8 protein-coding genes are annotated in these 10,316 nt (G+C 47.6%); 6 read left to right on the forward strand and 2 right to left on the reverse strand.

What is annotated here, in order from left to right; all coding sequences use genetic code 11:
• Both AC1WIP_RS06020 and AC1WIP_RS06025 read right to left on the reverse strand, forming a co-directional pair.
• Positions 1-306: hypothetical protein (locus AC1WIP_RS06020; protein ID WP_481140983.1), on the reverse strand; the 306-nt coding region annotated here is incomplete at its 3' end.
• Positions 307-357: 51 nt separating this feature from the next.
• The gene (locus tag AC1WIP_RS06025; protein ID WP_481140985.1) at positions 358-1,722 is read right to left on the reverse strand and encodes an SGNH/GDSL hydrolase family protein; all 1,365 of its coding nucleotides are present in this window, start codon (positions 1,720-1,722) and stop codon (positions 358-360) included.
• Between the two features lie 129 nt (positions 1,723-1,851).
• Here AC1WIP_RS06025 and AC1WIP_RS06030 point away from each other — a divergent pair, with 129 nt between their 5' ends.
• The 6 genes from AC1WIP_RS06030 to AC1WIP_RS06055 all read left to right on the forward strand — a co-directional run.
• Positions 1,852-3,348 carry a hypothetical protein gene (locus tag AC1WIP_RS06030; protein WP_481140986.1) on the forward strand — a complete coding sequence of 499 codons (1,497 nt, stop codon included), beginning with the start codon at positions 1,852-1,854 and terminating at the stop codon, positions 3,346-3,348.
• A gap of 22 nt (positions 3,349-3,370) precedes the next feature.
• Positions 3,371-4,993 carry a glucosyltransferase domain-containing protein gene (locus AC1WIP_RS06035; RefSeq protein WP_481140987.1) on the forward strand — a complete coding sequence of 541 codons (1,623 nt, stop codon included), beginning with the start codon at positions 3,371-3,373 and terminating at the stop codon, positions 4,991-4,993.
• A gap of 13 nt (positions 4,994-5,006) precedes the next feature.
• Positions 5,007-6,728: a hypothetical protein gene (locus AC1WIP_RS06040; RefSeq protein WP_481140988.1), complete on the forward strand. Its 1,722-nt coding sequence runs from the start codon at positions 5,007-5,009 to the stop codon at positions 6,726-6,728.
• Positions 6,729-6,771: 43 nt separating this feature from the next.
• The gene (locus AC1WIP_RS06045) at positions 6,772-8,490 is read left to right on the forward strand and encodes a DUF6044 family protein (protein ID WP_481140989.1); all 1,719 of its coding nucleotides are present in this window, start codon (positions 6,772-6,774) and stop codon (positions 8,488-8,490) included.
• Between the two features lie 80 nt (positions 8,491-8,570).
• Complete coding sequence (locus AC1WIP_RS06050) at positions 8,571-9,641, forward strand: glycosyltransferase family 52 (protein ID WP_481140990.1); 1,071 nt, start codon at positions 8,571-8,573, stop codon at positions 9,639-9,641.
• A 39-nt stretch (positions 9,642-9,680) separates the two neighbouring features.
• On the forward strand, positions 9,681-10,316 hold a 636-nt coding region (locus tag AC1WIP_RS06055), incomplete at its 3' end, for a 6TM ABC transporter family protein (protein WP_481140991.1).

Raw genomic sequence — 10,316 nt, forward strand, 5'->3', positions numbered from 1 at the left:
GGATACCAGCAAAAGGCCGTAAAATACCAGGTTTGTGATGGTGCGGATAGCATGCCAGTTGTTTAGAATCCGAAAGAGGGGCCCCATAATCAGGTGGGTATACAAAAATCGAAACTCGGTGGAATAGCACCAGTCAGGGGATGCAAAAATATGCCCTTCCTGGGCCAGAAGTCTGGAAAAAATCATTTCTGCCGCCATATCCGAGTCCAGCCAGTGATCCTGGAAAAATAGATTCAGGATAATTAACAGACAAAGGGCCAGTAAAAGAAAGATATAAGGATAATAGGTTTTCAGCTTCTGTTTCATGGGAGAAGATTCCTTTCCTGGAGATTGATGTTTTTGGGAGCAATTTCAAGCTTACAGTCCAGCTATGGCTTTTGCCAGGTGTGTGCCAAACAAAAACCTTCCGGCCTCGTTTAAATGGCATCCGTCCAGAAGATAGCTGTTGGAATTCGTTCTGTTGATGCCAAGCTCTGTATAATTATCTAAGAAATGCACATCCATATCAGAAGCGGCTTCTTTGGCCGCAGCCACGTAATCTCTGAGGGTTCCTCCATTTTCACTCTGGGGGATGCTTCCATAGCCGTAATAGCTGGTAAAGTTCGGGGACATGATAAAAATATCGGCATCGGGAAAGGCTTCCTTTAAAAGCTTTACGCCAAGGCGCAAAGCCCCGGCATAGCTTTTGCTGTTATAGGGGTCTGCATCGTCGTCCGCCGGAAGTCCGATAAAGTAGTCGTTGAGACCGAAATTAACTGCAAAGCAAAGCCTGTCCGCCTCTTTTGCTCCAGGGGAGCCGCTGTCCAAAAAGGACTGCACTACATGAGGAAAGGATGTGCTTTCATTCTCATCCCAGGATGCGCTTGCGCCGCCAACGGCAAGATTGTGAACCGAAGCCCCTGAGATGCCGCTTAACACACCGGGAACAGAGGTAGAATCCGTGTAATTTGCAATGATGCTGTCGCCGAAGAAAATCACGGTCCATTGGGACAAATCGGGCATAGTCTCTGTGCTCTCCGCTGCTGTCTGCGCCAAAGCCCTGTAATCCTCAAAAAGGGAGGAAAAATTTTTCTGAGTGAGAAGGTAGGGGTGGTCTCTGTCTGCATTGAGCATAACCAGCCGGGAAATATCCTCGGTGGCCTCAAAATCCGTCAGATAATTGGCAGGATTGGAGATAAACCATTCCTGGGCAAAAAAGGAAAAAAAGTGAATGTTATCCGAACCAAGAAAAGGAGAAATCAGCTCCTCATAGGAGGCGCAGAGGGAGGAAAATTCCTCCGAAGAGAGACCGGACAAATACGACAGGGAAGGGTATGCCGGGATAACCTCAAAAATCACGGAAGGATATTTTTCCAAAATCATAGACAGCTCACTGCCTGTGATCTGTTCTGGCAGGACGCCCAGGTAAATGGTATTTATAGAATTGCCGGATTTTGCAATATGGCTTAGATATTCGTCCAAGGTGGAGGCATCTGGAATTTCATAGCCGGTCTTGAGCAGGGTCATGCCCCGATAGATGGCAAAATCCTCAGGATCGTACAAAGAGGCGGGAAACATGGAGAGTAAGACGCTGTCGTAATCCTGAGAGGAAATGCGTTTGAAATCCTCCCGTTTCTTGGCTGGTGTGGACAGATACAGAAAAAGAAAAGCTGCCGCTGTAAGAATGACGCATGCCGCCGCACACCGGAGAATTATTTTAAAAGGTGATTTTGTCTTTTTCATATTTCATCTGCCCCTTCTGTGAGAATGCCTCTGTTCCCCGATTTTACCATATTGGGAGAAAAAATGATAGACTAACTTGCTTCGAAAATACTGCTGGGGTATAATGTAGCATATTGAAAGGAACCGGTTATGATGAACAAAATAAAAATACAGCGCTTTTTGTGGCACTTTCTCCCTGTGGCGGCGCTTGTCATCTGGGGGGCGCTTTGCATCACCAATCAGCTTTGGTATGATGAAGCCTACTCCGCGTCCATGGTTTCACTGCCCTGGAAAAGGCTGATCTATATTACTGCTGTGGATGATCACTCCCCCTTTTATTATGTGCTGTTAAAGCTCTTTTATCATCTCTTTGGCGGGGATACCCATTTTTATGGCCTGAAGCTTATGTCCCTTTTGTTTATGACGGGGTATATGCTTCTGGGAAAATATTATGTGAAGAAGCTGTTCGGGGAAGAGATATCGGTATGGTTTATGCTGTTTTCCCTTTTGATGCCCATCATGTCCGTGCAGGCGGGAAACGTGCGTATGTATGCCCTTGCCCTTTTCTGTCTTACCCTCACGGGACTTTCCGCCTATGATATTTTTCTGACAGATCCGCAGGATGGGGGAATCCGAAAGAAATGGATCATTTTCTGCGTGGCGAGTATCTGTACGGTATACTGCCACACCTTTGCCCTGATTCAGACCTTTTTATTCTATCTGCTGTTTATGGGTGCTCTTTTATACAGCGGACAGAAGAAAAAGCTGAAGCCCTTTTTCCTAAGCGGCATTGTGGTGTCTGTTGTGTTTTCTCCATGGCTTTTGGTGACCCTGCGCCAGATGCTGCTTCGGATGCGCTATAATACGGGTTCCATAACGGAGCGGCCCACCATCTACAGCTTTATGGATTACTGCAAGGAGTGGTTTTCTGCCTTGGAAACGCCCATTGGGCTGGTGGTGTTCCTTGGCATGGGGCTTTTGGTGGTGCTGGGGTATTATGCGGTGGACTGGATGAAAAGCAGACGCAATTACGCTCCTGCGGTGGGAATGCTTGCCCTGGGCCTTACTGTGCTGTCAGGAGTCTTGATTTCCATTTTTATCAACAACTGCTTTTTAGGGCGGTATGCTTTTCCGGGCTTTGGATTTCTCATGCTGTTTTATGCAGTGGGAATGAGCCGGGCCTGTGCCCAGGACGATATTGGCGCTGCCAGAAAATTCCCCATACGAAGGGTCTGTATTCTGGCGCCTGCCCTTTTGTGCTTCGTGCTGCAGTATCGAAGTGAGCTTTCTTTGGAATATGACAATGGGCTTGCAGTCTATGAGGAGTTTGTTGCGCAGGAGGTCACGGAAAAGGACGCCTTCATCGGGCCTTATACCCATACTATTTTTCTGAATGTGTACCATCCGCAGCTTCAGTATTTTCTTTATGGCTATAAGCTCTACAGCCTTCCCTTTGCCAATACGGAGGCGCTGACGGATTTTAGCCAGCTGGAAAGCATTCAGGGGGATCTCTGGTATATCTGCTTTGCGGGGAATGAGCCCGATCAGATGGCGGAGCTGTACGACTATGAGGAGGCATTAAGCTTTCACTATATGTATTATGATTTTGTGATTTACCGTCTGGTTCCCAAGACGGGGCTTTCCTGAAAGGCGGCGGAGGTATTTTTGCATGAAAAAGTGGCTTATCTATGTCCAGGAATTTTATAAAAATAAAGTGTATCTGCTGTTCCTTGGCTTTTCGGCGCTTTTTTCCTATGGCTATCTGGTAACCCATTCTGCCATAGGTATAGACGATACGCCTTATGCCTATTATTTTGAGGAGGGGCTTTCAGCCATCGTGGGCAGATGGGTGCTGTTTTTATTGAATCAGGTGCTGGATATCGGGGATTATGCCCCCTTCCTCACAGATTTGGCAGCGGTGTTGATCCTCATGGCCGCAGTGACGGTATGGTGCGCTTTGTTTTACAGCATTCTGGGAGAGATGGTGCCAAAGCTTGGATATATCATGTTCGCCTGTCTGTTTGTGTCCTGCCCCCTCTTAAGTGAGGTGTTTACCTATTATCTCCACAATGGGGTTGCGCTGGGATATCTGTTTTGCGGTGTCAGCCTGTGCTTTTTTAGAGAGGGCTTAAAGCGTGGGAAATGTATTGGGCCTTTTGCAGGCTCTGTGCTGTTTTTGTGGGCTGCCTTAGGCTGTTATGAATCCTTTATGACAGTATGGCTTTTGGGGTTGTGTCTTTTTCTTTTGTCGGAGCGCTTTGCAGGCCTTCAAAGAAAAATGCTGCCTGCGCTGGGGATTGGGGCGGCAGCCGCAGTTTTGGCCATTGTGTTAAGAAGCCTTATGATTGCGGGCGTGACGGCAGTCTTTGGGCTGGAATACCTGAAAGAGGAGGCTGTGCAGCGGTCCATAGGGGAGATGCTTTCCTGGATGCTTGCGCCGGGAGCGCTTGGCGAGTTTGCCATGGTGTTAAAGCGGATGTTTGTCATGTATGGGGTGTTTGCTCTGGCCTACTACCCAATCAAGATATTTGTGCTTGCATCGGCGGTGATTGTCAGCTTCAGCCTTTACCGGAGCATGCGAAAGAGGGACCCGTGGATTTTCCTTTTGTGCGCAGGGGCTTTTCTGGCAGCTTTTTTGCTTGCATTTGTAGAGGGAAAGGCAACACTGTACCGGGCGGCTCAGTTTTTGCCTGTGATCTGCGGATACGGCGCTTTGGTGCTTGTGTACGCGGCCAGGAAGCTCTTTTTAAAGAAAGCGCCGAGGGCTGTGATTACGGCGTTGCTGTGCGTGATTCTCTGGAACCAGTGCGCGGATATGAACCGGTGGTTTTATGTGGATTACCTGAAGTATGAGGACGCCAAAAACACCATGAATCAGGTGGCCTATGTTTTGGAGAAGGATTTTGATACCTCTAAGCCGGTGGTATTTACGGGGACCTATGAGATTCCCAAAAGCATTATTGCGGATGCCTATGTGGAGTATAACTCGGAAACCTTCTATCAAATGCTTCGGATTACTTCTCTGGTGGACGAGCATCTTTTGGAAAAGTTTTATCGGGATTACGGTGTGTGGGTGGCCCAGACCCCTTCCTTGTCTGTGATCGACTGGGGCAGATATGCCTTTGACAGTGATGAGGAGCTGGTGCGCTTTGCCGCCATGCACGGCCATGAGCTTGTGCCCCTTTTAGACGGGGATTATGCTGCGGCGGAGGAATACTCCTTGACGCTGCCTGAGTTTCCGGCGGAGGGCTCGGTAGTGGACATGGGAGATTATATCATTGTGCATTTTTAGGCGGGAATATCACATGAAAAGAACGATATTGTATTTTTTCTTTGCAATGGCGGCTTTTGGGATAGTGCTTGCGGCTTGTGCCAGCAGCGGCATCTATTTTGAGACCAATGACGACAGATATATTACGGAAATATTGTCAGGAGCCATGCTGGGTGAGAGGGATTCGCATGCAGTACATATCAATTACCTTCTTTCCCTTCCTTTATCCATGCTTTATGGCTTGACAATAGAAATACCATGGTATGGAGGAATGTTGATTCTTTTTCTTGGCATTTCTTATTTTGCGATTCTTTGTGCTGTGTCCTGGCAATGCGCGAGCGTGAAACAGCTACCCTTTGTGGTGGCTGGAGCTATGGCTTTTTTCCTCCTCCATTATTACGTGCTGGGGCTTTTGCAGTTTACCTCTGTGGCGGTGATGCTGGCATTGGCTGCCTGGATATGCTTCTTGTCTGGAGCAAATGGCAGATGGCGTTATTTTGCTTTTGCGGGACTGTCCCTGCTATCTTTTTTGGTCAGAAGAGATGCGATGCTTTTGGTAATGCCCATGGGGATGGCTGTCTATGGGGGATTTTTGGTGGCCGAAAAAGGAACCACTTATCTGATAAAGGGGAAAAAGCTGATAATTCCGGTTTTGATTCTTGGCACCGTTATGGTGGTGGGATTTTTGGGAAATGCAATTGGTTACAGTGGAAGCGGATGGGCAGAATTCCAAAGATATGACAAAGCCAGAGCAAAGATATCTGACTATTGGGGAAAACCGGAATATGAGGAAGTGGAGCCGATTCTGGAAAAGTATGCGGTGACAAGGGCGGAATATGAGGCGTGGTGCAATTATGAGGCTTTGGACTGGGATATTTCGGTGGACGCTATCCAGGAGATTGAAGAATATGCAAAAGCGAAATGGGAGACGGAAGGGTTATCTCAGTTTTGGAGCGCCCTTTGGCGGCAATTTTGGGAAAATGACAGATGGGGCATTAACCGGGTTTCTATGATTATGTGCGTTGTATGCTTAGCATTCCTGCTTTTTACAAGACGTTTCAGGCTGCTTGTGCCCTTGGGAGGCCTGCAGGCCGCCAAGCTGCTTGTTTGGGGGTATTTGTTCTATATGGGAAGAATGCCCCATAGGGTGGTGATTCCCCTGTTTGCCTGCGAGACAGCATTTCTTTGGATGCTTATGTTAAAGGCAGCCCCATTAAAGGAATCTGAAAGGGGAAAAGAGAAGCAGTGGCAGATATGGCTGGGAAGAAGCGTTATACTTTTGGTACTTTGCCTGTTTGGTGCCGGGGCCTATTTCTCTGGAAGGCAGCAGTACCGTTATATAACGGAGCAAAATACGGGACAAAGGATTTTTATGGAAGGAATGCGCGAAATAGGGGAGTATTGCTTAAAGCGGCCGGATCACAAATATTTCCTGGAGTCAGTGGCTATGAGCTATTATAAGGGCAGCGCCCTGGAGACGGAAATCTATGGAGAGAGGAATTACATGATAATGGGGACGTGGTATTCCAACAGCCCGCCCATGGGAAAAGCCCTGCGGGAATATCTCTCAGACAACGAAAATGGAATTTATCTGATTGTTTACGATGATGCAACAGGAAAAGAGCATTCGTCGGTAAAATATTTGGAAGAAAAGACAGCATCTGAGCCTGTCTGTGTGGATTCTTTTACAGTATCTCATGGAGGCACATATCTGGTATACTACTTTGACGGAAGGCTGAGTCTGAATGGAATTTGATTTTGGAATGCAGAAATAGAGATTTATCATGGAATGGAAAAAAATGTTTAAAAAATTGGATGCCTTTTTTTATCGGGTGGATGGATGGCCTCTCTGGCCCCTGGGGCTTGTGCTGTTTTTTGTTACATTTCTGCCGTATCTTATTTTGGGGGAGGGAAGTGTATTTGAGATACACGACCAGCTGGATGAGACCCTGCTTACCTATGTGCTCAATGCCCGGCATATGTGGACGGGGGATGAGATTTTCCCGGAGCTTTTGGGCGGGATCAACAAAAGCGGCATGCAGCCCTCTGCGGTGCTGTTTATTCCCTTATACCGATATTTTAACACCTTTACCGCCTTTGTTGTGCAATACGCAATAGTGTGGGCTGCAGGCTTTTTCGGGATGTATTTTTGTACAAGGGAGCTGACGGGAAGCAGCATTTTGTCCTTTGTGCTGGGAGCTTTTTTCTGCATGCTGCCCATACAGCCTGTCTACGGCCTGTCTATTCTGGGAGTTCCCATGCTCTTTTTTGCCTGGATGTGTCTGGAAAAGAGGAAGCATTTGATAACGGCCTTGCTTCTGGTGCTTTTGTTTGGGCTTACCACCCATCTGGTGCTTATAGGCTATGTGGTGTTAAGTCTCTGGGCGCTGCGGCTTGTGTGGATGATATTAAAGAAAAAGCATAATTATTGGGTGTACGGAGGCTTTGCCCTGCTTTTGTGTATTTATCTTGCAGTGAACTGGAGCCTTTTTGTTCAGCTGCTTGTGGGGGAGGCGGAGTATGTCAGCCACAGGGAGGAATTGGTCAACTATGGACAGCCTTTTTGGGAAACGGTAAAGGAGGTCTTTTTAAATAGTGCCCAGCATGCGCCCTCCTACCACAAATATATGCTGATTCCCCTGTGCGTTCTCCTTTTATGGAACGGCATCTGTTATAGACGCATGGATAGAGAGAAAAAGAGGCAGTTTCTGCAGGCTGTGGCGGGGCTGACGGCCCTGGGGGCAGTCGCTCTTCTTTACGGTGTGTGCAAATCCCAGCCTGTTGCAGACTTCAAAAACAGCCTGAGCGGTTTTTTACGCTATTTTCAGCTGGAGAGATATTACTGGCTGTATCCTTCCTGCTGGCTTTTGGAGCTGGCTTTGGCCTTAAGGCCTTTGACGGGCAAAAATAAAACCTTTCTCAGACTGGCTGTGGCAGCTCTTATTCTGCTTCCCATGTTTCAGCCTGTGAAGATAAATTCGTCTTTTTACAGGAATGTAAATCAGATAAACAACGGCTCCGGGGTAACCGGATATGTTACATGGGAGAGCTATTATGCGGAGGATTTGATGCAGCAGCTGGAGGACGCCATAGGAAGGAATATGGAAGAATATCGCGTGGCACATCTTGGCGTGAGCCCTGCGCCCTCTCTGATGCACGGCTTTTACACGGCAGACGGTTATTCCAACAATTATCCTCTGGAGTATAAGCACTGCTTTCGGCAGGTTATCGCTGAGGAGCTTAGAAAAAATGAAGGGGCGCGGCTTTACTTTGATGAATGGGGAAGCCGCTGCTATCTGTTTAACAGCGTGACGGGAACCTACTGGAATCTGGAAAAGGGCTCCGGCGTGGTCTATGAAAATCTGGATTTTGATATGGAAGCATTAAAGACCCTTGGCTGCGAATACCTGTTTTCCGGAGGGGAGATTGCGGATGCTGAGCGTATGGGGCTTGAAAGTATGGGATATTATGAGACAGAGACCTCCTTCTGGGGAATCTGGCTGTACCGGATCCCTTAAGAATTTTTGAAAAATGGGAGATGTATTTTACTACCAGCCTAAGTTGTGCTAGAATGAAGGGAATGCAGGAGATTTTTTCCATGAATGACAGGATTTACGTTTGCCATACCTACTATCATGTATATGTGACCTTTTTGAAGGAGCTGAATCTGCCGAAGGAAATGCGGGGACAGGCTGTGCTTGTGCTCTCTAAAATGTCCAATGATTTTGAAGAGCTGAAAAGCCGGGTGGAAAGCACGGGGCTCTTTGCCGGCGTTGTGGAATTTGACGAAAAAAGAGAGGATTTTTTTCCACAGCTTGCCAGATTCCGAAAGGACAGCGGAAACTTCCTTCAAAATCTCCTCAACCGGATACGGTTTACCAGACTTTATGCAAGACTGGAGGAGCCATACATTCCGGTGGATTTCCGTAAATACAAGGATATTTATGTGTACTGCGACTCCGACCCAATAGGCTATTATCTGAATCAGAAGAAGATTCATTACCACGCCCTGGAGGACGGGCTTAACTGCCTGAAAAATTTTGACGCGGCCCGGTACGACAACAGGGGGCACTTTGGCCTGAAGGCCTTTTTGTCCAGAAGGCTGAACCTGATTTTTGTGCAGAATGGCTACGGAAAATACTGTCTGGATATGGAGGTCAATGATATTTCCGCCATAAAATACCCCTGTCCACGGTATATTGAGCAGTCTAGGCAGGAACTGGCTGACAGGCTGGATGCTTCAGATCGGGAAATGATTCTAAAGGCCTTTATCCGGGATAAGGAGGGACTTGAAAAGCAGATAGAGGAAAGCAGCAGAATTGGAGATAAAATCCTGGTGCTGACAGACCCGTTGTGCAGCCTTTCCGTTCGGGAGAGGATTTTCAGGGATATCACAGACCGGTACAAGAAGGAGGGCACGGTATTCTTAAAGCCGCATCCCAGAGATGCGCTGGATTACAGACAGCTTTTTCCGGAATATCCCCAGTTTGATGCAAAGGTACCTATGGAGGTGCTGAATTTTTTCCCAAGACTGCGCTTCAAAAAGGCGGTGGCAGTGCTTACGGAAATCAAGGCCATAGCCTTTGCGGATGAGGTGGTGCGTCTGGGGGAGGATTTTATGGATGCCTATGAGGAACCAGCCATTCACAGACAGAATGAGCAGATTTAACCCCAGGTCCTTTGGGAGGCCGGGAATGAAGGAGATAATATGCTACAAATCATAAAAAAGCTGAATGTTTTGCTGGACAGAAGGCAGAAGACTATTATGGCAGGGCTGATCGTCCTGATGATAATTGGCGCTTTTTTGCAGACGGCGGGCGTGGGTCTTTTGGTTCAGGTGGTAAATGTGGTGATCGACCCGGAGTCCATTGAAAAAAGCGGGCTCACGAAAACGCTGTATGAGCTGTCGGGGATAGCGGACTACCAAACCTTTTCCATCACTGTGATGGCGGTTTTGATCCTTACCTTTGTGGTGAAGAACCTGTTTTTGTTCATCCAGCAGAAATTGACCTTTTCCTTTGTGTACACCAATCAGTTCCGCACCTCGGAGCGTATGATGCGCAATTATTTAAGACGGGGCTATGAGTTTTACTTAAATGCGGATACGGCGGTGGTGCAGAGGAGCATCACCTCGGATGTGAACAATATGTACGCGCTGATTCTGGCTCTTTTGCAGATGCTTTCGGATGGAGTGGTCTCCTTGTTCATCATCTGCTATTGCTTTGCCGCCAACGGCACCATGACGGTGCTTATGGCCGTGGTGATGGTGGTTTTGATGCTGGTGATCAAGAAGGTGCTAAAGCCCATTATGTACAAAGCGGGAAAGGATAACCAGGATTATTAC

The organism is Acetatifactor sp. (genome assembly GCF_982438285.1).